At 30.6% G+C, this 24,393-nt stretch carries 23 protein-coding genes; 21 read left to right on the forward strand and 2 right to left on the reverse strand.

What is annotated here, in order from left to right; genetic code table 11:
- Positions 1 to 125 precede the first annotated feature (125 nt).
- From OIO11_RS09240 to OIO11_RS09300, 13 genes are all read left to right on the forward strand, one after another.
- A complete protein-coding gene (locus tag OIO11_RS09240; protein WP_268071165.1) occupies positions 126 to 263 on the forward strand; it encodes a hypothetical protein in 138 nt (45 codons plus the stop codon).
- 63 nt (positions 264 to 326) lie between these two features.
- On the forward strand, positions 327 to 1,082 hold the full coding sequence (locus OIO11_RS09245) for an EFR1 family ferrodoxin (RefSeq protein ID WP_268071166.1): 756 nt from the start codon (positions 327 to 329) through the stop codon (positions 1,080 to 1,082).
- Between the two features lie 257 nt (positions 1,083 to 1,339).
- On the forward strand, positions 1,340 to 2,266 hold the full coding sequence (gene pyrB, locus OIO11_RS09250; protein ID WP_268071167.1) for an aspartate carbamoyltransferase: 927 nt from the start codon (positions 1,340 to 1,342) through the stop codon (positions 2,264 to 2,266).
- Entirely contained in the window at positions 2,266 to 2,694 is a 429-nt protein-coding gene (locus OIO11_RS09255; RefSeq protein WP_268071168.1) for an aspartate carbamoyltransferase regulatory subunit, read from the forward strand. The genes pyrB and OIO11_RS09255 overlap by 1 nt, the downstream gene beginning before the upstream one ends.
- A 43-nt stretch (positions 2,695 to 2,737) precedes the next feature.
- Entirely contained in the window at positions 2,738 to 3,940 is a 1,203-nt protein-coding gene (locus tag OIO11_RS09260) for a dihydroorotase (protein ID WP_268071169.1), read from the forward strand.
- 2 nt (positions 3,941 to 3,942) lie between these two features.
- Positions 3,943 to 4,797 carry an orotidine-5'-phosphate decarboxylase gene (pyrF, locus tag OIO11_RS09265; RefSeq protein ID WP_268071170.1) on the forward strand — a complete coding sequence of 285 codons (855 nt, stop codon included), beginning with the start codon at positions 3,943 to 3,945 and terminating at the stop codon, positions 4,795 to 4,797.
- Between the two features lie 29 nt (positions 4,798 to 4,826).
- The gene (locus tag OIO11_RS09270) at positions 4,827 to 5,561 is read left to right on the forward strand and encodes a dihydroorotate dehydrogenase electron transfer subunit (protein WP_268071171.1); all 735 of its coding nucleotides are present in this window, start codon (positions 4,827 to 4,829) and stop codon (positions 5,559 to 5,561) included.
- Entirely contained in the window at positions 5,554 to 6,450 is an 897-nt protein-coding gene (locus tag OIO11_RS09275) for a dihydroorotate dehydrogenase (RefSeq protein WP_268071172.1), read from the forward strand. Before OIO11_RS09270 ends, OIO11_RS09275 begins: the two co-directional genes overlap by 8 nt.
- A 36-nt stretch (positions 6,451 to 6,486) precedes the next feature.
- Positions 6,487 to 7,059, forward strand: a complete 573-nt coding sequence (pyrE, locus tag OIO11_RS09280) for an orotate phosphoribosyltransferase (RefSeq protein WP_268071173.1) — start codon at positions 6,487 to 6,489, stop codon at positions 7,057 to 7,059.
- Positions 7,060 to 7,443: 384 nt separating this feature from the next.
- Positions 7,444 to 7,623, forward strand: coding sequence for a hypothetical protein (locus OIO11_RS09285; RefSeq protein WP_268071174.1), 180 nt, complete (start codon positions 7,444 to 7,446; stop codon positions 7,621 to 7,623).
- Positions 7,624 to 7,735: 112 nt separating this feature from the next.
- Positions 7,736 to 8,026, forward strand: coding sequence for a hypothetical protein (locus OIO11_RS09290; RefSeq protein WP_268071175.1), 291 nt, complete (start codon positions 7,736 to 7,738; stop codon positions 8,024 to 8,026).
- 53 nt (positions 8,027 to 8,079) lie between these two features.
- Positions 8,080 to 8,382, forward strand: a complete 303-nt coding sequence (locus OIO11_RS09295; RefSeq protein WP_268071176.1) for a hypothetical protein — start codon at positions 8,080 to 8,082, stop codon at positions 8,380 to 8,382.
- 72 nt (positions 8,383 to 8,454) lie between these two features.
- Positions 8,455 to 8,979 carry a hypothetical protein gene (locus tag OIO11_RS09300; protein WP_268071177.1) on the forward strand — a complete coding sequence of 175 codons (525 nt, stop codon included), beginning with the start codon at positions 8,455 to 8,457 and terminating at the stop codon, positions 8,977 to 8,979.
- 194 nt (positions 8,980 to 9,173) lie between these two features.
- Here the strand turns inward: OIO11_RS09300 and pflA are convergent, their stop codons facing one another.
- Positions 9,174 to 9,923, reverse strand: a complete 750-nt coding sequence (pflA, locus tag OIO11_RS09305; protein WP_268071178.1) for a pyruvate formate-lyase-activating protein — start codon at positions 9,921 to 9,923, stop codon at positions 9,174 to 9,176.
- Between the two features lie 22 nt (positions 9,924 to 9,945).
- Positions 9,946 to 12,192: a formate C-acetyltransferase gene (gene pflB / locus OIO11_RS09310; RefSeq protein ID WP_268071179.1), complete on the reverse strand. Its 2,247-nt coding sequence runs from the start codon at positions 12,190 to 12,192 to the stop codon at positions 9,946 to 9,948.
- 769 nt (positions 12,193 to 12,961) lie between these two features.
- Here pflB and carA point away from each other — a divergent pair.
- The 8 genes from carA to lonB all read left to right on the forward strand — a co-directional run bounded on the left by carA (position 12,962) and on the right by lonB (position 24,335).
- Positions 12,962 to 14,044, forward strand: a complete 1,083-nt coding sequence (gene carA, locus OIO11_RS09315; protein WP_268071180.1) for a glutamine-hydrolyzing carbamoyl-phosphate synthase small subunit — start codon at positions 12,962 to 12,964, stop codon at positions 14,042 to 14,044.
- Between the two features lie 22 nt (positions 14,045 to 14,066).
- Positions 14,067 to 17,261 (forward strand): carbamoyl-phosphate synthase (glutamine-hydrolyzing) large subunit, encoded by a 3,195-nt coding sequence (carB, locus tag OIO11_RS09320; RefSeq protein WP_268071181.1) that lies wholly within the window; start codon positions 14,067 to 14,069, stop codon positions 17,259 to 17,261.
- Between the two features lie 139 nt (positions 17,262 to 17,400).
- The gene (locus OIO11_RS09325) at positions 17,401 to 18,192 is read left to right on the forward strand and encodes a hypothetical protein (protein ID WP_268071182.1); all 792 of its coding nucleotides are present in this window, start codon (positions 17,401 to 17,403) and stop codon (positions 18,190 to 18,192) included.
- Between the two features lie 29 nt (positions 18,193 to 18,221).
- On the forward strand, positions 18,222 to 19,004 hold the full coding sequence (locus OIO11_RS09330; RefSeq protein WP_268071183.1) for a sugar phosphate isomerase/epimerase family protein: 783 nt from the start codon (positions 18,222 to 18,224) through the stop codon (positions 19,002 to 19,004).
- 156 nt (positions 19,005 to 19,160) lie between these two features.
- The gene (gene tig, locus OIO11_RS09335) at positions 19,161 to 20,462 is read left to right on the forward strand and encodes a trigger factor (protein ID WP_268071184.1); all 1,302 of its coding nucleotides are present in this window, start codon (positions 19,161 to 19,163) and stop codon (positions 20,460 to 20,462) included.
- A 137-nt stretch (positions 20,463 to 20,599) separates the two neighbouring features.
- Complete coding sequence (clpP, locus tag OIO11_RS09340) at positions 20,600 to 21,184, forward strand: ATP-dependent Clp endopeptidase proteolytic subunit ClpP (RefSeq protein ID WP_268071185.1); 585 nt, start codon at positions 20,600 to 20,602, stop codon at positions 21,182 to 21,184.
- 19 nt (positions 21,185 to 21,203) lie between these two features.
- The gene (gene clpX / locus OIO11_RS09345; protein ID WP_268071186.1) at positions 21,204 to 22,496 is read left to right on the forward strand and encodes an ATP-dependent Clp protease ATP-binding subunit ClpX; all 1,293 of its coding nucleotides are present in this window, start codon (positions 21,204 to 21,206) and stop codon (positions 22,494 to 22,496) included.
- A 159-nt stretch (positions 22,497 to 22,655) separates the two neighbouring features.
- Positions 22,656 to 24,335 carry an ATP-dependent protease LonB gene (lonB, locus tag OIO11_RS09350; RefSeq protein WP_268071187.1) on the forward strand — a complete coding sequence of 560 codons (1,680 nt, stop codon included), beginning with the start codon at positions 22,656 to 22,658 and terminating at the stop codon, positions 24,333 to 24,335.
- The last annotated feature ends 58 nt before the right edge of the window (positions 24,336 to 24,393 follow it).

The raw sequence follows: 24,393 nt of genomic DNA on the forward strand, positions 1-24,393 counted from the left end.
ATATTCTTAATGAAATGGGATTAAAGAAACTTTCTCTTTAAAGGTTATAATGCCTTAGAAAGAAGAATATCGGAAAGCCGTGTGCGGGAAAACCGCATGCACGGTTTGATGAGGGGAAGAAGGAAATGAAATTTCCTTCAACCTACTCTACAAATTTAGGTTTTGCCTTAGCAAAACTTCCTTCACTGGTTACTGGTATCTGGGCACTGGTTACTAGAATAAAATTGCTTCACAATTTTATTCTAGTGCGTTGGGGAGTTTAAAAGTTCTCTTGATTAAGTTAAAATATAATAAGAAACAAATATAAGATATGGAGGAATATACATTTGAAGGGTGCATTGATATATTTTTCAGGTACAGGAAATACAGAATATGTAATGAAGCAATTCCAAAAAAAATTAGAGGATAAAGGAATAGAAAGTGAATTAATAGATACAACGGTTAAAGATGAATTGAAGAATGAATATGATTTTTATGTGTTTGGAGCTCCTATTCATGCAGAGATGTTTCCAAGCTATTATATTGAGTGGGTAAGAAAAAATGTTAGTAAAGATATTAATAAAATATGTGCCATATTTTCTACTCAAGCAGCAGATAAGGGGGCAGGCATAGAAGAACTTGCTAATATGCTTGAAGAAAAAGGTATGAAAATAGTTGTTAAGGACTGCATAGAAATGCCTAATAATTATTATGTAGTAATGTTTAAGAAAAATTCAATGGATGAAGTGCAAGTATTAAAAAAAGCAGCAGAAATTAAAGTAGAGCAGTTAGTTCAGAGTCTAATAACTGGAAAAAGACATATAAAGAAAATTTCTAAAGGAAGATTATTTTTAGGTAAAGTATCATATAAATTATTTTATAGATATTCTTTAAGATGGGCTGCAAAAAAATTAACTGTAGATGAGGAGATATGTATAAAATGTGGAAAATGTGAGAGAGAATGTCCAACAAATAATATCAATTTGATTGATGGAAAAATAGTATTTTATTCACAGTGTATATCTTGCCAGCGATGTCTTCATAAATGTCCAGTAAATGCATTTAGATATAAAGGAAAGACTTTTGAACAATATCATACATAGCAAATATATGTTTTTTAAATATTAAAATCCATTGCTTTTTAAATCTATTTATGATACAATAACTTAAAAGTTAATAAGGACGCCTTTAAATCTGTACGAGATACAGAGAAGGATATAAGTATGAAATTAGTTTTAGGTTTATATATAAAATTAATTTCAATGTGATACTATAGCATAACCATGCCTTCTCTGTTGTGAGAAGGCATTTTTTATAACCTTTAAATTTAGTCCAGAGAGACTGACAAGGAGGAGAAAGTATGTTAAAAGGAAGAAGTTTAATAGATCCAATGGATTTTTCAACAGAAGAAATAGATGAGATTTTTAATCTTGCAGAGGAAATTATAGAAAATCCCCAAAAATTTTCGAAGGTTTGTGAAGGTAAACTTCTTGCCACTCTTTTCTTTGAACCTAGTACTAGAACAAGACTTAGCTTTGAGGCTGCAATGTTAAGGTTAGGGGGACAGGTATTAGGCTTTTCAGATGCAAATTCTAGCTCTGTTTCAAAAGGAGAATGTACAGCTGATACTATAAGAACAGTTGGATGCTATGCAGATATTATAGCAATGAGACATCCTAAGGAAGGTGCGGCTAGAGTTGCAGCAATGTATTCTGATATTCCTGTAATAAACGCTGGAGATGGAGGACATCAACATCCTACTCAAACATTAACAGATTTACTTACTATAAAAAGTATAAAAGGAGATTTTTCAAATCACACAATTGGTATTTGTGGAGATTTGAAATTCGGAAGAACGGTTCATTCCTTAGTTAAAGCTTTATCAAGATATAAGAATAATAAGTTTGTATTAATCTCACCTGAAGAATTAAAAATTCCAGATTATATAAAAAAAGAAGTACTCATAAAAAACAATATTGAATTTGTAGAAGTAGAACGATTAGAAGAAGTAATTGATAGCTTAGATATACTTTATATGACTAGAGTTCAAAAAGAACGATTCTTTAATGAAGAGGATTATTTAAGACTTAAAGACAGTTATATATTAAATGAAGAAAAAATGAAAATGGCAAAGAAGGATATGATTATTTTACACCCACTACCAAGGGTTAATGAAATTTCTTTATCGATAGATAATGACCCTAGAGCGTGTTATTTTAGACAGGCAAAGTATGGAATGTTTGCGAGAATGGCTTTAATAGCAAAACTTTTGGGGGTGTGTGAATAATGTTAAATATAGATAGTATAAAGAATGGAATTGTAATAGATCATATTAAGGCAGGAACGGGAATAGAAATTTTTAACCATTTGGGGTTGGAGAAAGCTGAGTTTTCAGTAGCACTTATAATGAATGCTAGTAGCCCAAAGCTTGGTAAAAAAGACATAATAAAAATTGAAAATAAAATGGATATAGATTTTACTGTTTTAGGGTTAATAGATCCTAATATAACAATTACTGTCATAGAAAATGAAGTGACAAAAGAAAAAATAAAGTTAAGGCTTCCGAAAGAGGTTGAAAATGTTATTAAATGCAAAAATCCAAGATGCATCACTTCTATAGAAAAAGATATTCCTCAACAGTTTTACTTAGTAGATGAAGAAACTAGAGAATATAGATGTAAATACTGCGATGAAGCGTATGTTAAAGAAGTTTAAGATAAGGTAAAAAGGTTAAATAAACAGGGGAGAAGGGTGCTATATGGAAGTTTTAATTAAGAATGTTAACATTGTAGATTTCGCTCAGAATTTTTATGGAGATGTATATATTTATGCAGGAAAGATTTTTGAGATAGGGGAAGATTTATCTAAAGATTGTGAAGTAATAGATGGAAAAGGAAAAATGCTTCTACCTTCCTTTGTAGATTTGCATGCTCATTTTAGAGAACCAGGATTTACTGATAAAGAAGATATTGTAAGTGGAAGTAAGGCAGCAGTCAGAGGGGGATATACAGCGGTAAATCTTATGGCAAATACAAATCCAGTTTGTTCTGATATGGATACAGTAAATTATGTAATAGAAAAAGTCAAGCAAGCAGGATTGGTAGATGCGCATCAGGTTGTTTCTATAACGAAAAATTTGGACGGAACAGATATAAGTCATTTAGATAAAATAAGCCCAGCCATTGTCAAGCTCATTTCTGATGATGGAAAAGGTGTAGCTGATAATAAGGTTATGATGGAAGCTATGGTAAAGGCTAGAGATAAGGGGATAAGGATTATATCTCATGCTGAAACTCCAGAAATGAGTCAAATTGATATGAGAATGGCAGAGAATATGATGACATGGAGAGATATAGCTCTTTCCAAGTTTACTGGATGCCACTTGCATATGGCTCATGTAAGTACTAAGGAAGCAATGAGAGATGTAATAGAAGCTAAAAAAGAAGGAGTTAATGTTACTTGTGAAGTAACACCACATCATCTAGCTTTAACAGATGAAACAGAATATAGAGTTAATCCGCCATTAAGAAATGAAGAAGATGTGAACTTCTTAATTAAGGCAATTAAAGATGGGTTTGTGGATGCAATTGCAACTGATCATGCACCGCATACTGAAGAAGATAAGAAAAAAGGAGCTCCAGGGATTTCAGGAATAGAAACATCTTTTCCAGTGTGTTATACAAAGCTTGTTAAAGAAGAAGAAATAACATTAAATAAGTTATCGGAAATAATGTCTAAAAGGCCTGCTGAAATTATGGGGCTTAATAAAGGTCAAATAACAATAGGATATGACGCAGATTTTGTGCTTGTAAATTTAGATAGAGAATATACTATAAATTCCAATGAATTTCAATCAAAAGGGAAAAATACTCCTTTAAATGGAAAGAAAGTTTATGGAGAAATTCTAATGACAATAAAAGGTGGAAGAATAGTATATAAAAATGAAGAGGAGTGTAGATAATAGTGATAATAGATAAGCTATATGAAGTTGTTAATAAAAAGGGTAATGTATGTGTAGGATTAGATACTTCTGTGGATTATATTCCGAAAGAGTTTTTAGAAAAATTTATAAATGTAGAAGACGCTGTATTTGAATTCAATAAGAAAATAGTTGATGCAACATTAGAACATACAGCTTGTTATAAAGTTCAAATAGCTTATTACGAAGCTTTAGGAATGAAGGGACTTAATGCATATAAAAGAACGTTAGAATATGTAAGAGGATTAGATTGCATAGCTATATCAGATATCAAAAGGGGAGATATAGCTGATACAGCAAAAATGTATGCAAAAGCTCATTTTGAAGGGGATTTTGAAAGTGATTTTATAACACTTAATCCATATATGGGAATGGATAGCATAGAACCATATTTAGAGTATGTAAAAAATAAAGAAAAAGGATTATTTGTACTGCTTAGAACTTCAAATAAGGGTTCAAAGGATTTTGAATACGTAGAAAACAAAGAAGGTAAGAGAGTTTATGATGTTGTAGGGGAAAAACTGCAGAAATTGGAACAGGAAACTCTAGGAAGCTGTGGATACAGTTCAATAGGTTCAGTAGTAGGATGTACAACTGCTGAAGATGGAAAGAAAATAAGAGAAAAATATAATAATACCTTTTTCTTAATACCGGGATTTGGAGCACAGGGTGGTGGAGCAGAAGAAGCTGGTGTTTATTTAAAAGAAGGCAATGGAGGAGTTGTTAATTCTTCAAGAGGAATTCTTTTAGCATATAAAAAATATGAGGATGGAGAAAGATATTTTGAAGAATGTGCACGTAAAGAAGTTATAAAGATGAAACAAGCGTTAGGAAAATAAGATTATAAAAAGAAAGGGGAGAATAGCGGATGATATGTTCACAGGAAGTTGCAATTGAAAATATAGAGGTTTCTGCTGGAATATTTAAACTGAAAGTTAAGGGAAAATTTGAAGCGAAACCAGGACAATTTTATATGTTGAAGTGTTGGGAAGATAGTCCGTTTTTACCAAGGCCTATCAGTGTGCATGATTTGGATGATGGAGGAATAACCTTTCTTTATGCCGCGGTAGGAAAAGGAACAAAACTTATCAGCAAACTGAAGGTTAATGATAAAATCCAAATAATGGGGCCTTTAGGTAATGGGTTTGAAAAAGATAAGATAAAAGGTAAGGTTGCTGTAGTAGCTGGTGGAATAGGTATTGCTCCTCTTAATTATTTAATAAAAGAACTTGAAGAATGTGATGTTGATTTATATTGCGGCTTCAGAGATGAAGTTTATGGTGTGGAAATTATTGAGAAATACATTAATAATATTAAGATAGCAACAGAGAGTGGAAATATTGGACACAAAGGGTATGTAACGGACTTATTGAATCCAGAAGAATATGATATGGTAGTATGCTGTGGACCGGAAGTTATGATGCAAAAGGTTATAGATATGTGTGTAGAGAAAGATGTAGAAGTTTATGCATCAATGGAAAATAGAATGGCATGTGGTATTGGAGCGTGCTTAGTATGTACTTGTAAAACAACGGATGGAAATAAGAGAACTTGTAAAGATGGTCCAGTTTTTAACGGAAGGGATTTGATTTTTAATGATTAGTGTAGATATAAATGGAGTTAATTTTAAAAATCCAGTAATTGCTGCATCAGGTACTTTCGGTTTTGGAGAAGAATATTCACAAATATATGATGTATCTAAGCTTGGTGCAATATCAACAAAAGGACTTACCATAAATAAAAAAGAAGGAAATGATGGAATAAGAATATATGAAACCAGCAGTGGAATAATGAATAGTGTTGGACTTCAAAATCCTGGAGTTGATAATTTTATAAAAAATGAACTACCTAAAATGAAGGAGTTAGATACAGTAATACTTGCTAATCTAGGGGGAGGTTCCATAGAAGATTATTTAATGGGAATAGAAAAGTTAAATAATACAGATGTTGATATTATAGAGCTGAATATTTCTTGTCCCAATGTAAAGCACGGAGGTATGGCTTTTGGAATAAAATCAGATGTAGCTTATAAAGTGGTTTCAGAAGTAAAGAGTATATGCAATAAACCATTAATGGTAAAATTGTCTCCTAATGCTGAGGATATAGTAGATATGGCGTATAAGTGCTGTGAGGCTGGAGCTGATTCAATATCTATGGTTAATACTTTTAAAGCTATGGCAATAGATATAAAAAATAGAAAACCAGTGTTTAACAACATAAGTGCAGGTCTTTCAGGTCCAGCTATTAAGCCTATCGCACTAAGGATGGTATATGAAGTATGTAAAAATATAGATGTGCCTGTAGTAGGAATTGGTGGAATAGGCAGTGCAGAAGATGCAATAGAGTTCATAATGGCAGGAGCTCATGCAGTCCAGGTAGGAAGTGCAAATTTTATAAAGCCAGATATTTGTTTGGATATAATAAATGGAATTGAAAAATTTATGGTTGATGAAGGAATTAAAGATATAAGTGAAATAAGAGGAATTATATAATAATATTCATGGAAAAATAGAAAGGGAGGAATTATAATGGCAAATAATATAAATGTAACTGAAATATTAAAAGAGGTTGAAGCATTACTTGAGGGACACTTTTTATTATCATCAGGAAGACACAGTAATAGATATGTTCAATGTGCAAAGCTTTTACAATATCCAGATAAAGCTGAGAAAGTTTTAAGTGTTGTTTATGACAAGGTAAAGGATTTAGAAGTTGATATAGTTTTAGGACCTGCTATGGGAGGGATAGTTGTAGCTTATGAACTTGGACGTCAACTTGGAAAACCTGCAATATTTACTGAAAGAGTAGACGGAAGTATGACTTTAAGAAGAGGGTTTGAAATAAAACCAGGTCAAAAGGTGTTAATAACAGAAGATGTTGTGACTACAGGAAAATCTTCATTAGAAACTGCTGAAGTTATAAAGTCTCTTGGTGGAGAAGTAATAGGAATTGCAAGTATAGTTGATAGAAAAAGCAGTAATATAGAATATCCTATATATAGTGCCATAGAATTAGAAATTGAAAGTTTTTCACCAGATGAATGTCCTCTTTGCAAACAAGGAATAGAATATGTAAAACCAGGAAGCAGAAAGATAGTATAAGAATGTTGCCAGGCAACATTCTTATACTTCCCAGTAGCCAATCACCAATCCCCAGAGTAAAGAAAAAAGATAAAAACAATTAAGAACAATTAGATAAAAATAAATTAAAATAGACTTAAAGATAGATTATATCTACTTTAAGTCTATTTTGCTTTATTTTAATTTTAGTTTTGCATTNTTACTAGAATAAAATTAATTCACAATTTTATTATTTATGGAATGTAAAGGTAACATTTTTAACATAAAGTTAATATTATATAGAAAGGGTGGACAACCTTTTATAATTATGTGTCAGTAAGTGGACAAATCTCTATATTTTCCAAACTATTATTTATAACTTGAAAAACTAAAGCTTAAAAATAATAAATGAAGGGAGGAAAATGTATGCCATTAGCTCAATTTATAAGAACAAATTATATGGGTGCTAGAATAGTTATTAGACTTAGAAGCAGAATATTTATCTGTGGTGAAGTAGTAGATGGTTTTGGTAACGTAATAGGATTAAGAACACGTGGAGGAAGAACTCTTTATGTTAACGCTGAAGCAATAGATTTCTTCTTCTAATAAAATAGAAGCTTAGGTTTGATATGATATTGTTTTATATCAAACCTTTAAAATAGATAAAGAAAAACACAAAAAAGTTAAGTCAAGTAAATGGATGGGAGGAATTGACTTTATGAGAATGATGAATGAACCAACTAATGTTAATACTGATGATTCTGAAGAATTATTTGAAAAAGATTTAATGACTGGATTTAATGATGAGTTTGCTGATGCTAATGACTTGCAATTAGAAGGCATTGAATTACCAGAAGATGACCCACAGCTAAATGATTTTTTGTTGTCAGAAAATGATCAACAATTAAATGATATGTTATTATCAGAAAATGATCCAGAATTAAGAGATATAATATTGTCAGAAGATAATTTAGAAGCAAGAGATATGATGAATTCTTTTAATGATTAATATCAAGCCACTTACCAAGATAGTAATAAAGATATGGAATTGGAGGTAAGTTTATGGATAAAATTTATAATATAAATAATAAGAAATCAAATAATATACATGATTTAGAAGAGAAAAATATAGGATGTAATGAAGTTGGATTCGATTGTATACCAAATGAAAATAATGGGGACAACATGACTTTAGTAGAGTTTATAAGAAAAAATTATAAAGGAGCAAGAATAGTTATTAGACTAAGGAGTGGTATATTTGTTGCTGGCGAGGTAGTAGATGGTTTTGATAATGTAATAAGTCTTAGGACATCAAGAGGAAGAATTTTCTATATTGATGGTGAAGTAATAGATTTCTTCTTCTAAAGTATAGCTTTAAGTTTGATATGTAATATGTTCATATCAAACTTATTCTTATAATAGAAAGGAATATTTAACATGTTATATTTAATTTTAGTTTTTTCTGTTATATATAAACTAATAATAGAAGAAAGAAATTATCTACTTTTAAAAAACAAGATGTTCAATGCTATTATTCTTCAATTATTAAGAAATAAACTTTTAGATAGTAAAGATAATCCATCTACAAAATTGAATCAAAGGGTAATTTCTGATAATAATAAAACTGAAGTTATTTTGCTTACAGATAACAGAGAAGTTATTGAGAAGGATACAAGTAACAATCAGAGTGATGAAAAGGAAGATAGCATTGGGGGAGAAAAGGTAGTTTTAACAGATAGTTTAGTTAATGATTCAATGCCGTCTACTATAGAAACAATACAGTATGCTACATTAAATGATATAATTCAATTAAAGTTAAAAGGAACTGTTGTTAATATGGTTTTAAGTAACGGGGATAATATTTCAGGAGAAGTAATACTTAACTTTAAAGAAGTTATTGCACTTAAATCGCGAAATGTTACGGTTTGGGTAAACCCGAAAAGTGTTGATACCGTCTTATAAGAATGTTGCAACGCAACATTCTTATAGTAGCCAGTACCCAGTAACCAGTATCCAGTAGAGGAAGGTTTGCTAAAGCAAAACCTAAACTTAAATAAAATAAAGAGCAAGAACATAGAGATTTTCTATATTCTTACTCTTTATTTATGATTATTTTTACTAACTTAAAATTCTTTAATCTTTTTTCTGGATACTGGTTACTGGTCACTGGCTACTGAAAAGTGCTTTGCACTTTTATTCAGTTCTGCAATAAATTTTTTTTCTAGCATTTTACACTTATCTTTATCCATGGGCTCTACATTTTTTAACTTGTATTCGTAATTTAACACTTCATATTTATTAACTCCAATGGTGTGATAAGGTAAAAACTCGATTTTTTCTACATTTTTAATTTTTTCAATAATTTCTTTTAATTTTTCCATATGCTCATGAGAATCAGTAATTCCTGGAACGATAACATGTCTTATCCACAATTTAGCATTAGAAGAATTGACAGCTGCTATAAATTCCATGAGTTTTTTTATGGAAATACCGGTTAAGGATTTAAATCCTTCAACGGTCACATGTTTTATATCTAATAGCACTAAATCAGTATATTTTAAGATTTCTTCATAGTTTCCATTACCACATCCAGAAGTATCTACAGCTGTATGAATATTATGCTCTTTACAAAGTTTTAGCATCTCCAAAAGAAAGTCAGGTTGCATTAAAGGTTCTCCACCTGAGAAGGTTACTCCACCATTATTCTTAAAGTATGGTTTAAATCTTAATATTTTGTTTATTAGCTCTTCACTGGATATCTCAGTACCTTCATCAAAATCCCAAGTATCTGGATTATGGCAGAAAAGGCATCTAAGAGGACAACCTTGAAAAAAAACTACATTTCTAATTCCAGGTCCATCTACAAGTCCCATACTTTCAAAAGAATGAATTCTACCCTTTAGCATTAGTATCTCCTTTCTTTTAAAATTACATTGTTTTATGGAAAGTTCTCTTTATTACTTCAAGTTGCTGCTCTTTAGTTAATCTGTTGAAGTGAACAGCGTAACCTGAAATTCTTATAGTTAGAGTTGGATATTTATCAGGATTTTCCATAGCATCCATTAAAGTTTCAGGACTTAATACATTTACATTTAAATGGAAAGCGTTTTGTGCAAAATATCCATCTAAAATATTCTTAAGATTTTCTATTCTTGCAGACTCATCTTTTCCTAAAGCATCAGGCACAATAGAGAAAGTATTTGAAACACCATCTTCACACCATTCTCTATAAGGAATTTTAGCTACTGAATTAAGTGAAGCTAATGCACCATTAACATCTCTTCCGTGCATAGGATTAGCCCCTGGTGCTAGAGGTTCTCCTTTTGTTCTACCATCTGGAGTAGCTCCTGTCTTTTTACCATATACTACATTAGAAGTTATTGTTAAAGCTGAAAGAGTGTGCATAGCATTTCTATAAGTAGAATGTTTTTTTAATTCTGATGAGAATTTTTTAACTAACTCTACTGCTAAGTCATCAACTCTATCATCATCATTTCCGAATTTAGGAAAATCACCTTGGATTTTAAAATCTATAGTTATTCCATTTTCATCTCTAATAGGTTTAACTTTGGCGTACTTGATTGCACTAAGTGAATCAACGGTGCATGAAAGTCCAGCTATACCAAAAGCCATAATTCTTCCTACTTCAGTATCGTGAAGACACATTTGAGTTGCTTCGTAAGCATATTTATCATGCATATAATGGATTGTGTTCATTGTATTGACATAAAGCTCAGCAACATACTCTAGAACCTTCCAGTAATTTTCTTTAACCTTATCATAATTTAAAATTTCATCTTCCATTGAAGGAATTCCAGGTACAACTTTAATAAGACTTCCATCATTTTCTTTTTTCATTTCATCAATACCGCCGTTTATAGCGTATAGTAAAGATTTTGAAAGATTTGTACGAGCACCGAAAAATTGCATTTGTTTACCCATTTGCATTGCTGACACACAGCAAGCAATACCGTAGTCGTCTCCATATACAGGTCTCATAAGATCATCATTTTCATATTGGATTGAGTCAGTCTTTATTGACATTTCTGCACAATATTTTTTAAAGTTTTCAGGAAGTTTTTCAGACCATAATACTGTCATATTAGGTTCTGGAGCTGGACCTAAATTAGTTAGAGTGTGTAAAATTCTAAAAGAAGTTTTTGTAACTAAAGGCTTACCATTGATTCCTACACCAGCAATTGCTTCTGTTATCCAGTTAGGATCGCCTGCAAATAAATCATTGTACTCAGGTGTTCTAAGGTGTCTTATAGACCTTAATTTGATAACAAATTGATCAATTATTTCTTGAGCTTCTTCTTCGCTTATTAATCCTTTTTCTAAATCTTTTTGTATATATATATCTATAAATGTAGAAGTTCTACCAAGAGACATTGCAGCACCATTATTTTCTTTAGCACCTGCTAAATATCCTAAATAAAGGAATTGAACTGCTTCTTTTGCATCTCTTGCAGGTTCTGAAATATCTATTCCATAGCTGGCAGCCATATTTTTAATTTTCTTCATAGCTCTTATCTGTTCAGAGACTTCTTCACGGAGTCTTATAATTTTTTCATCAGCATGCCCTTTTGAATTTTTAAAATCTTCTTGCTTTTGTTTTATCAAATAATCCATTCCGTATAAAGAGATTCTTCTATAGTCTCCAATAATTCTTCCTCTACCATATGCATCAGGAAGTCCGCTTAATAACCCTACGTGTCTAGCTACTTTAGTTTCTTCTGTATAAGCATCAAAAACACCTTGATTATGAGTTTTCCTAAACTCTACAAATAAATCTTCTAAACCTTCCTTAAGTTCATATCCGTATTCTTTAAGAGACTGATCAACCATTCTCATTCCACCGTAAGGATTAACCATTCTTTTAAATGGTGTATCAGTCTGAAAACCTAAAATTAATTCATTTTCTTTATCCAAATATCCAGGTTCAAAGGTATCTATTCCTGAAAATTTTTCTGTGTCAATATCAAGAACTCCTTTTTTTAGTTCTTCAACAAAGAGTGAGTAAGTTTTGTTCCAAATCTTTTTTGTTTTTTCTGTTGGTGTTTTTAAAAAGTTACTGTCACCTTCATATAAAGTGTAGTTTTTTTCAATGAAATTTCTTACATCGATAGTTTCTGTCCAGTGTCCTGCGTTGAAATCTTCCCATTGTTTAAACATTATAAAACCTCCTTATTATAATCACTATAATCACTATAATTAATATAAAGTTTGTTAAAAAAATATCAATGATATAATCTTATATTATCTTATAATTATTTTCGAATATGTTGTTATATAGATTATACGACAAAAAACGAAAAAAGTTAATATTTTTTTTAAAAAAACATTTAATTAACGAATACATACGAATAATAAAAGAATAAAATAATGGAAAGTTCGTATAATAAAAAAATAGATAAAATGTTTAAAATTAACAATAGTTAAAAAAATAACAATGAGTTTATATATATTAATTTGACATAGTTATTTATTTATGTTATGATTTTAGCAATAAAAAAATACATAAAACCTTTAAAATAGCCCGAGAGGTTAAAAAGGTACTGATGTAGTGTTAGTTTACAGTATCCTTCTGTCTTTCAGCAGAAGCTTTTTTTATGCAAAATTAAATATGTTTATACCTTTAATTTAGTCCAGTGAGATTGAAAAGGTGGTGGAAAGTACTTAAGATAAGTGAAACCTTCTGTTCTCTGGCAGAAGGTTTTTTGTATATATAAGCTATTGACATTAAAAATTTAAAATGATAATCTATGTATAATTATAAAATAAAATGTATAAACATAAAAACGCAAATAAAGTTGATAAATAAGAGAAGATAAGGGTTTTAAAAGTTTTGGAAATATAAAATGAATTTAATATCTATATACAATACTGCATAAAATTACAAAAGTGAAGAAACGTATTTGAAATTACGAGGAGGTAATTTAAAATGAAGGGAATATTATATTTAGAGGATGGAACGGTTTTAAAAGGAAGAGGCTTTGGAAAAAAAGGAACGGCTGTAGGTGAGCTTGTTTTTAATACATCTATGACAGGGTACCAAGAAATAGTTACTGACCCTTCTTACGCAGGACAAGTTATAAATATGACTTATCCACTTATAGGTAATTATGGAGTAAATGAAAATGAAAATGAATCAAAAAAGATATATGCAAGAGGACTTATAGTTAAATCAATATGTGTCAATCCATCAAATTATATGAGTGAGGAAGCTTTAAGTTCTATGATGGAGAGAATGAATATAGTTGGAGTAGCAGGGGTAGATACAAGAAGTATAACTAAACTTATAAGAAACTCTGGGACTATGAAATGTGTAATAAGCAACGAAGATCTAACAATAGAAGAGCTGCAACAATATATAGATAAATGTAACAAAACAAATTTTGTTGAAGAAGTAAGTACAAAGGAAATATACAGAATAGAAGGTAAAGGACATAAAGTAGTATTAATGGACTTTGGAGCAAAGGCGAATATCATAGAAAACTTAAAAGAAAGAAATTGTGACATAACAGTAGTACCATACAATACAAGTTTTGAGAAGATAATGGAGCTTAATCCTGATGGAGTAATGCTGAGCAATGGGCCAGGAGATCCAAAGGATATTCCACAGACAGTAGAAGTTGTTAAGAAAATTGTAAGGTGTAAACCTACCTTTGGAATTTGCTTAGGACATCAAATACTTGCTCTTACTTTTGAAGCAGATACGTATAAGATGAAGTTTGGTCACAGAGGAGGCAATCACGGAGTATATGATATAGAAAGAGATAGAGCGTATATTACATCACAAAATCATGGATATGCCGTGAAAAAAGAAAGCATTGAGGATAAGGATTTAATAGTTACTCATATAAATTTAAATGATAATACAGTAGAAGGAATCAGACATAAGTTTTTACCGGTATTTTCAGTACAGTTCCACCCGGAAGGATCACCAGGACCTATAGATTCAGCCTATTTATTTGATAATTTCATTGACAGTATGAATAATAATGTTGAAAAAAGAGAAATATAACACAACTAAGGAGGAAAAAAACATGGCTTTAGATAAAAATTTAAAAAAGGTTATAATTTTAGGTTCAGGTCCTATAATAATTGGACAGGCAGCGGAATTTGATTACTCAGGAACACAAGCGTGTAAAGCTATAAAAGAAGAAGGAATAAAGACAATATTAGTAAATAGTAATCCAGCTACAATAATGACTGATTTAAATATGGCGGATAAAGTTTATATAGAGCCTTTGAAAGTAGAGCCTATAGAAAAGATAATTGAAAAAGAAAGACCGGATGGAATATTGGCAGGATTTGGCGGACAAACTGCCTTGAATATAGCTATGGAGCTTCAAGAAAAAGGTATATTAGATAAATATAATGTGAAGCTTTTAGGCATAAATAGTGAAGCTATAAAAAAGGCTGAGGATAGAGAAGAATTTAAAAAATTAATGCTTGAAATAGATGAGCCTATTCCAGAAAGTATAATTGCGGTTAATATAGAACAGTGTAAAGAATTTGCAGAGAAAAATGGGCTTCCTATTATAATAAGACCTGCATATACTTTAGGAGGAACTGGCGGCGGAATAGCTGAAAACATGGAGCAATACTTAGAAATATGTGAAAGAGGACTAAAAATGAGTCCTATAACCCAAATATTACTAGAGCAAAGTGTAGCGGGATGGAAAGAACTTGAATACGAAGTAGTTAGAGATAAAAAGGATAACTGCATTATAGTATGTAATATGGAAAATATTGACCCAGTAGGAGTTCATACAGGAGACAGTGTTGTAGTAGCGCCCTCTCAAACATTAAGAGATAGTGAATACCATATGTTAAGACGTTCTGCACTTAAAATAATTAGAAACTTAAAAATAGAAGGTGGATGTAATATACAATTTGCCTTAGATCCAAAGAGTAGTAAGTATATAGTTATAGAAGTGAATCCAAGAGTTAGCAGATCAAGTGCTTTAGCTTCAAAAGCAGCAGGATATCCAATAGCAAAAATTGCATCAAAAATAGCCATTGGATATAGTTTGGATGAACTTAAAAACTATGTAACTAAAAATTCAAGTGCTTGTTTTGAACCAGCCTTAGACTATGTGGTTGTAAAAATGCCTAAATGGCCTTTTGATAAGTTTAATACAGCAGAAAGAAATTTAGGAACTCAAATGAAGGCTACTGGAGAAGTTATGGCAATAGATAGAAATTTTGAAAGTGCATTTATAAAGGCTGTAACTTGTCTTGAAAGTAAGCTTGTGGGTATCAAACTGGAAAATGGTTATAAGTTAACAAATGAACAGTTAGAGGCTAAGATTAAAAAGCAAGACGATGAGAGAATTTTTGCTATAGCAGAAGCTTTAAGACGTGGATACTCAATGGAATTTATTCATAATATGACTAAAATTGATATGTGGTTTTTAAATGGAATAAATAATATAGTTAATGTAGAAAAAAGATTAGAAAGCAAGGTAGTAGATGATGAATTAATCTGTGAAGCAAGTACAATGGGATTTACAGATCAGCAAATAAGTAAGCTTTCAAATATTGATGTAGAAAGAATAGAGAGAGTTAAGCAAATAAAGGATATTTATCCTGTTTATAAAATGGTTGATACCTGCAGTGGCGAATTTGAAGCAGAAACTCCTTATTATTATTCATGCTATGAAAAAGAAGAAGAGAATGTAGTATCTCCAAAAGAAAAAATCATGGTTATAGGTTCAGGACCAATTAGAATAGGCCAAGGAATTGAGTTTGATTACTGCTGTGTACATGGAGCTTGGGCTATTAAAAATGCAGGTTATGAATCGATCATGATAAACAATAATCCAGAAACAGTAAGTACAGATTTTGACACTTCAGATAAATTGTACTTTGAATCATTGTATATTGATGATGTAATGAATGTAATCAGAAAAGAAAATCCAAAAGGAGTTATACTTCAATTTGGAGGTCAAACTTCTATAAATCTTGCAGAAAAGCTTTGTAAAAGAGGTGTTAACATACTTGGAACAAGCTTTGAGTCTATAGATTTGGCAGAAGATAGAGATAAGTTTAGAAATCTCCTAGGAGAGATCAATATAAAAACTCCAACTGGTTATGCTGTTACAAATATGGATGAAGCTTATACAGTTGTTGAAAAGTTAGGATATCCTGTTATAGTAAGACCTTCCTATGTAATAGGTGGAAGAGCTATGCAGGTTGTGTATGATAAAGAAGCTTTAGAAAAATATATGAACGAAGCTGTAAGTTTAGCTAATGAACATACTATACTAATAGATAAGTATGTAAGAGGAATAGAAATAGAAGTAGATGCAATATCTGATGGAGAAGATATACTAATACCAGGAATAATGGAACATGTTGAGAGAACTGGAGTACATTCAGGGGACAGTATAACTGTTTATCCACCGATGACTCTTTCTGATGAAACAATAGAAACGTTAGTGGAAAATACTAAAAAAATAGCTAAAGCATTGAACACTATAGGACTTGTAAATATTCAATATGTATTTGATGGGAAAGATATTTATGTAATAGAGGTAAATCCAAGAGCATCAAGAACTGTACCTATACTAAGCAAAGTTACAGGAATACCTATGGTTAATATTGCAGTACAAACTATGTTAGGTATGAAATTAAAGGATATGGAATATGGAACAGGTCTTTTAAAAGAGAGTGGAATGAAGGCTGTTAAAGTACCAGTATTCTCAAACGAAAAGCTTGTAGATGTAGACACATATTTAGGACCTGAAATGAAATCAACTGGAGAAGTTTTGGGAGTGGATTATGACTTGGATAAAGCCATATACAAAGGATTTGTTGCTTCAGGAATGGATATTCAAACAAGCGGTGCGTTATATGTTTCGCTAAAAGATGTAGATAAAGAAGAAGGCATAAATATAATTAAAGCTTATAATGATTTAGGATTTAAAATATATAGTTCAGAGGGAACTGGGGATATTTTAAACAAAAATAATATTAAATGTGAAATTATAAAAAATAATGATATTAATAAATTTATATCAAATGGAGAAATAAATTTATTAATAAATACGCCTACAAAAGGGAACAATATAAATACGGAAGGATTCAAATTAAGAAGAAGGGCAGCTGAATATAAAATACCTGTATTCACATGTGTAGATACAGCTAGGATTTTCTTAAAAGCAATAAATGTTGTAAAGAAAGGCGAAATCGTAGAATATAGAGATTTGAACCAATATTTTTCGACTAAATAAATTAATAAAAAAGACTTGAGAATTTTGAATTATCAAGTCTTTTTTTGTATAATAATATTTATAGAAAAGTAGAAGATATTATTATATTATTAAGTGAGAATATATATTAAAATTTATATAGTAGAGAGGAGGAGGTAAAGTGGCAAAACCAAGTATGTTCAGTAAAGATTATGATGAAAAAATGAGAAGAAGAAAAAAGATAAAAGGGATATTTACTGTGATTGCAGTACTGGTTGTTGTTATTGGGATGGTTTTGTTCAGTAGTAATATAGGAAATAGTATAAATATAGGAATTGATAAAGCAAATAATAAGATAAATGATAAAAGCAAAAATGCAGTGAAAGATGAAGTGAAACAACAGCAATCAACAAAAACTCAAAAGAAAAATGAGAACAAAAATGAAGTCGATACAAATAAAAAAACACAGGTAATAAAACTTTCCAATGGAGAAGAAATAAAGCTCATATACAGTATGATTAATAATCAGAGACAATACATAGAAATTTTATCTAAAACTATACAGTATAGTGTAAGCCCTACAAAGAAAAGGGTGGTTTTGCTTGAAAAAAATACTCAAAATATTATTTTTATAGATGAAATGGGAAATGTAAAAGATATTACTAAGAAAGAGTATGTGTCAACTAAGGGGACGGTGTTTAATAAAGACAGTATTTTAAAAGATAATCCAGGATATATATGGAGCTGCTTACCGAAGTTTATAGATGACAATAACGTAATATATGTATCTCAACTTCCATGGTTTAATAGAGGTGAAGATAAATTTATATGGAGATATACAATAAGCACTAACGTACATAATCAGATAATAACAGAAGGTGGAGAAGTTAGTGGAAAAGAAATTAGTTATGGAAAACTTTTAAAAGACGGATTAGAAGTAATAATAGATGGTAATGTAAATATAATTAAGTAATATATTAATGTAAGGATGTGTATAATAGAGTGGAAATTGGTATTTCTTCAGCGTGTTTTTATCCACAGGTGTGCTTAGAAGATTCAATAAAATTAATGAAGAAGTTAGGATTTGATAGAGGAGAGCTCTTTTTTAATTGTCCTAGTGAGTTTGAAGAGGAATTTGTTAATAAACTTGTATACGAAAAAGAAAAATATAATTTTACTGTAAATTCCATTCATGCATTTTCTTCTTTTTTTGAACCTTATTTATTTGACAGCTATAAAAGAAGAAGAGACGATATGTTAAAATATTTTAAACAAGTTTGTTTAGCAGGGAAAAAAATAGGGGCTAATTCATATACGTTTCATGGCATGAGAAGAGTTGATAACAGGTTTTTGGATTTGAAGCTTGTAGGAGACATATATAATGAACTTATATATATATCTTCGGAAATAGGCATTAAGCTTGCACAAGAAAATGTCTCATGGTGTATGTCATCAGATATTAATTTTTTAAATATGCTTAAAGAAAAATGCAGGTATCCTATAAGTTTTACATTAGATATAAAACAGGCATATAAAGCAGGAGTGCCTATTGAGGAATATATAAAATTAATGAATAAGGATATAGTAAATCTACATATAAATGATAAGGATTCTATTAATCCATGTTTATTACCTGGAAAAGGTGAAGTGGATTATATGAGTTTGAATTCGATTTTAAAAGAAGTGGATTACCGGGGAACAGCAATAATAGAAGTATATAGTGATAATTATTCTGATTATAAGGAGCTTGTTGCAAGCAGAGAGTATTTGAAAGAAATACTATAAATTCACTTTTATATAAAATAATGTTGTAATATAAATTTTTTAGTATATAATTATAATTATGAAAAAATACTCATATATATTTGTAAATTTTTATTAATGTATGTTATAATATATGAAGTCAAAATAAGTATTTACAGTGAGTGGGAGGAAAAGTTAATGAACACTAAAATTGAAAAAATAGAAACTAATGTTGTTAAATTAGAAATAACTGTAGAAAAAGAAAAATTTAAGGAAGCGTTACAAAAATCATATAAGAAGAATGTAAAAAGATTTAATATTCCTGGATTTAGAAAAGGAAAAGCACCTATGAATGTAATTAATAGATATTACGGTGAAGGTGTATTTCTTGAAGACGCTATAAATTACTGCTGTGAAGATACATATCCAATAGCTATTGAAGAACATAATATAGTACCTGTTGACTATCCAAAAATAGATATAGTACAAATCGAATCAGGAAAAGAATTCATATATACAGCAGAAGTAATAGTTAGACCAGAAGTAACTCTTAATGAATATAAAGGTGTAGAAGTTAAGAAACCTTCATATTCTGTAAGTGATGAAGATATTGAAAAACAATTAAAAGTTATGCAAGAAAAAAATGCAAGAATAATGAGCAAAGAAGATGCAGCAATAGAAAAAGGAAATATAGCTGTAATAGATTTTGAAGGATTCGTAGATGGAGCTGTATTTGAAGGTGGAAAAGCAGAAGATTACTCATTAGAAATTGGAACAGGTACATTTATAGATACTTTTGAAGATCAATTAGTAGGCTTAAAAGTAGGAGAAGAAAAAGAGGTTAATGTAGCTTTCCCAGAAAAGTATGGTAGAGAAGAGTTAAATGGAAAACCTGCAACTTTTAAAGTTAAAGTAAAAGAAATAAAAGCAAAAGAATTACCAGAATTAGATGATGAATTTGCAAAAGAAGTTTCAGAATTTGATTCTTTAGACGAATTAAAAGCTGATATTAGAAAGAAAGCAGAAGAAGCAAATGTTACAAGAGAAAAGGTTGAATATGAGGAAGCTGTTATAGAAGCAGTTTGTGAAAAAGCAGAAGTTGAAATTCCACAAGTTATGATAGACAAAGAAATAGATGTTATGGTTAAAGATTTAGAAATGAGACTACAATATCAAGGACTAGATCTTGATACATATTATCAATATACAAATAATACGGAAGATAAAGTTAGAGAGTATATGAAAGAAACTGCTGAAAAGAGAGTTAAGACTGAATTAGTTCTTGAAAAAGTAATAAATGAAGAAAATATCGAAGCTACTGAGGAAGAAGTAAAAGAAAAGGCAAGTGAAATGGCAAAACAATATGGAAACAATGAGCCAGAAAAGGTAGAAAAAATAATTGAGGCTATTATTGGGGCTCAAGGACAATATATAAAAACTCAAATAGCAAATGAAAAAGCAGTAGAACTTTTAGTTAGCAACAGTAAGGAAATAGCATAGTATAGACATAATAATTGCCAGAAATATTTCTGGCAATTAATTTTACAACAAAATATATAAAATTATGAATATCATATTAAATATAGGTGATAATCATAAAGAGACTATAAAATAATAGTTATTAAGGAGGAGAGAAAATGAGTTTAGTACCAGTGGTAGTTGAGCAAACTAATAGAGGAGAGAGATCTTATGATATTTATTCAAGACTTTTAAAAGATAGAATAATATTTTTAGGAGAAGAAGTTAACGATGTTACAGCAAGCTTGGTAGTTGCACAATTATTATTTTTAGAAGGAGAAGACCCTGATAAGGATATATATCTTTATATAAATAGTCCAGGTGGTTCAATTACAGCTGGAATGGCTATATATGATACAATGCAGTATATAAAGCCAGATGTATCTACAATATGTGTAGGTATGGCTGCTTCTATGGGCGCTTTCCTTTTAACAGCAGGTGCAGAGGGAAAAAGATTTGCTCTTCCAAATAGTGAAATAATGATACATCAACCTCTTGGGGGCTTCCAAGGTCAAGCTACAGATATTGATATCCATGCTAAAAGAATATTGAGAATTAAAGAGAAATTAAATACAATATTAAGTGAAAGAACAGGAAAATCTTTAGAACAAATACAGAAGGATGTTGAAAGAGATAACTTTATGGAGGCTTACGAAGCTAAAGAGTATGGATTAATTGATGACGTTGTAACTAGAAAGAAATAAACCTTAGTGAGGTGTGAGAATGTCAAAATATGATGAAAAGAAACAATTGAAGTGTTCTTTTTGTGGAAAGAACCAAGAACAAGTCAGAAGATTAATAGCTGGACCAGGAGTATATATATGTGATGAATGTATTGATTTGTGTTCAGAAATAATAGCTGATGAATTTGAAGAAAATACTCAAGTAGATATAAGTTCTCTTCCTAAACCATATGAGATAAAAAATTATTTAGATGAATATGTTATAGGTCAAGAGGGGGCAAAAAAAGCTTTAGCTGTTGCAGTTTATAATCATTATAAAAGAATAAATTCTCCAATAGATGTAGATGATGTTGAACTTCAGAAAAGCAATATTCTTCTTTTGGGACCAACAGGTTCAGGAAAAACTTTGCTTGCACAAACTTTAGCTAGACTTCTTAATGTACCTTTTGCTATTGCTGATGCTACTACATTGACAGAAGCAGGATATGTTGGTGAGGACGTAGAAAACATACTTTTGAAATTAATACAAAATGCAGATTATGACATTGAAAAAGCTGAAAGAGGAATAATTTATATTGATGAAATAGATAAAATTGCTAGAAAATCTGAAAATCCATCAATAACAAGAGATGTTTCAGGTGAAGGAGTTCAGCAGGCATTATTAAAGATATTAGAAGGTACTGTATCTTCTGTTCCACCACAAGGAGGAAGAAAACATCCTCATCAGGAATTTATACAAATAAATACTTCAAACATATTATTTATTTGTGGTGGTGCTTTTGATGGTGTAGATAAGATTATAGAAAAGAGAACTAGAAAAAGTACATTAGGATTTGGCTCTGAAATTCAATCAAAGAAAGAAAAAGATATTGGCACGCTTTTAAAAGACATAGTACCAGAGGATCTATTGAAATTTGGGCTTATACCTGAATTTGTAGGTAGATTACCTATAGTAGTAACACTAGAATCTTTAGATAATGAGGCACTTGTAAAAATCTTACAAGAACCTAAAAATGCACTTGTAAAGCAATATCAAAAATTATTATTAATGGATAATGTTGAATTAGAATTCAATGAAGAAGCATTAAAAGCTATAGCTGATGAGGCTATAGAAAGAAAAACAGGTGCTAGAGGTCTTAGAGCCATAATTGAAGATATTATGAGAGATATTATGTTTGATGTACCTTCAAAAAAGGATATTGTAAAAGTTACAATAAATGAAAAAACAATTAAAACAAAAGAGCCACAACTTCTTTTGACTGACGGAGAAGAAAGACCGGCAATAAGTGGACAAAAGCGTAAAAGAAAGAAAATAGGTAGCGAGACTGCTTAAAAACACCCTTTAAGGGGTGTTTTTTTAGTTTATAGTTATTACAAATCAAATAAAGTCTTGGTTAATATTTAAAACAGAGAATATATTATCCTTAAATGCGCAAAATATAAAAATAAGAATGTATAATTTCTTCTTTATATGAAAGGGGATGATATTAAAATGACAACAAGTTCAGTATTAAGTATAGTAAGTTTGTTTGTTACAATCATTATGGGAATGTATTTTTTAAATGCTCTTAAAGGGCAAACAGGTAATAGGACAGTGGTAAATAGAGAAAATAAAAAGGAAATGGAAAAGCTAAAAAAAATGCAAAGTTTAAAGTTAACTGAGCCCCTTACAGAAAAAAGCAGACCAACTAGCTTTAAAGAGATAATAGGTCAGGAAAAAGGAATAACGGCACTGAAAGCAGCTATTTGTGGACCTAATCCTCAGCATGTAATAATATATGGTCCCCCAGGAATAGGAAAGACGGCTGCAGCTAGACTTGTGTTAGAAAATGCAAAAAAAGCAAAGTATTCTCCTTTCGGTGAAAATTCAAAGTTTATAGAAATTGATGCTACTACAGTAAGATTTGATGATAGGGGGATTGCTGATCCTCTAATTGGTTCTGTACATGATCCCATATATCAAGGAGCAGGGCCACTTGGGACAGCAGGAATTCCACAACCTAAGCCTGGGGCAGTTACTAAGGCTCATGGAGGAATATTGTTTATTGATGAAATTGGAGAATTACATCCAATAGAGATGAATAAGCTTTTAAAAGTAATGGAGGACAGAAAAGTTTTTTTAGATAGTGCATATTATAACTCAGAAGATCCTAATATGCCAGCTTATATAAAAGAAGTTTTTGATAATGGGCTTCCGGCAGATTTTAGATTAATAGGAGCTACAACAAGAAATCCAGAAGAAATATGTCCAGCAATTAGATCAAGGTGTGTGGAAATCTTTTTCAGATCTCTGCTTCAAGAAGAAGTAGAATTAATAGCTGAAAACGCTGTTGATAAAGTGAATTTTAAGATTGAAGAAAATGCTAAAAAACTAGTAGGAAAGTATGCAAGTAATGGAAGGGATGCTGTTAGTTTAATTCAACTTGCTTCAGGAATAGCTTTGAACGATGAAAGAAATATAATAAATATAAATGATATTGAATGGGTAATAGAAAATGGTCAATACTCTCCAAGACCAGAAAAAAATATACCAAAGGATCCTCAGGTTGGATATGTAAATGGGCTTGCCGTATATGGAGCTAATATGGGTACAATTATGGAAATTGAAGCTACTGCTGTAAAAGTAAATTCAAGAAAAGGAAAACTTACTATATCAGGAATAGTTGAGAAAGAAGAAATAAATAGTACAAATAAAAAGCTTATACGCAAAAGTACGGCTAGAGGATCTGTTGAGAATGTTTTAGCCGTATTGCAAAAAATATTTAAGATAGATTGTGATGAGTATGACATACATATTAATTTTCCAGGAGGTATGCCTGTAGATGGACCATCAGCTGGTATAAGTATGGTTACAGCGGTTTATAGTTCTATAGTAGGAATACCAACAGATAATAAAGTAGCTATGACGGGTGAAATTTCGCTTCATGGTAAAGTTAAACCTATTGGAGGAGTAAATGCTAAAATTTCAGCTGCTAAAAAAGCTGGAGCAAAGACTATAATTATCCCTAAAGAAAATTGGCAAGAAACATTTCAAAATGAAAAAGATGTTAACATTATACCTGTATCAGATATTAAAGAGGTAATAAAAATAGCTTTGATAAGTGAGAGGCAAGAAGATGCCGTTTTGGATGTTAATTCAAGTGTAGATATACTAAGTGCAGAATCTATTTAAATTTTTAAGCCCCTTCATTAGTTAAATGATGAAGGGGCTTAAGTGTGAAATCAATTGA

The sequence above is a fragment of the Clostridium sp. ZS2-4 genome, assembly GCF_026719745.1.
Lineage (GTDB): Bacteria > Bacillota > Clostridia > Clostridiales > Clostridiaceae > Clostridium_H.